The organism is uncultured Algibacter sp. (assembly GCF_947487605.1).
Taxonomy (GTDB): domain Bacteria; phylum Bacteroidota; class Bacteroidia; order Flavobacteriales; family Flavobacteriaceae; genus Algibacter_D.
Window position 1 is genome coordinate 1 of the sequence record NZ_CANKXK010000060.1, and the last position, 696, is coordinate 696.

The 696-nt window shown below is 37.5% G+C and carries 2 tRNA genes and 1 rRNA gene; all 3 read right to left on the minus strand.

What is annotated here, in order from left to right:
• A 23S ribosomal RNA gene (locus tag Q0739_RS14930) occupies positions 1 to 163 on the minus strand; the annotation flags it as partial.
• Positions 164 to 416: 253 nt separating this feature from the next.
• Positions 417 to 493: transfer RNA gene (locus tag Q0739_RS14935), tRNA-Ala, on the minus strand.
• 129 nt (positions 494 to 622) lie between these two features.
• Positions 623 to 696: transfer RNA gene (locus tag Q0739_RS14940), tRNA-Ile, on the minus strand.

Consider the following 696-nt stretch of genomic DNA (forward strand, 5'->3'; position numbering starts at 1 on the left):
CTTCCATTGCTGGATGACATATCTTCAATATGCCAGGTTGCCCCATTCGGATATCTACGGATCAATTCGTGTGTGCCGATCCCCGTAGCTTTTCGCAGCTTATCACGTCCTTCTTCGCCTCTGAGAGCCTAGGCATTCCCCATACGCCCTTATTTAGCTTATTGTACTTTTTGCTTTTTTAATGAGTTTATTATAATTATCAAAACGATTTGATAACTATAATATGATTAATTAGATATCGCTCGAGATTCTAATTAATCCTAATTATTACTTAAAATAGTTTAGATAAATCTAATCCTATTTTTCATGTATCTTTTTTCAATATGTCAATGAACGGTTGCGAATCGCAACTGATAATGTATCAATTACTATTCTTGCAATATCTTGTGATAAATAAATTATCTCAAAGCATTGCCTGGTGGAGAATATCGGAGTCGAACCGATGACCTCTTGCGTGCAAGGCAAGCGCTCTAGCCAGCTGAGCTAATCCCCCGTTGTCGATTTCAGATTGCTGAATCTCGATTAACGATTGTTGAACTCAACTCAACTTCTAAAATTTCCTTTCAATATCTAATGAACTTATCTAAAATTGATCCTTTTTTATCAAATCAACCTTAGGTTGTAGTCTCAGGCAGACTCGAACTGCCGACCTCTACATTATCAGTGTAGCGCTCTAACCAGCTGAGCTATGAGACT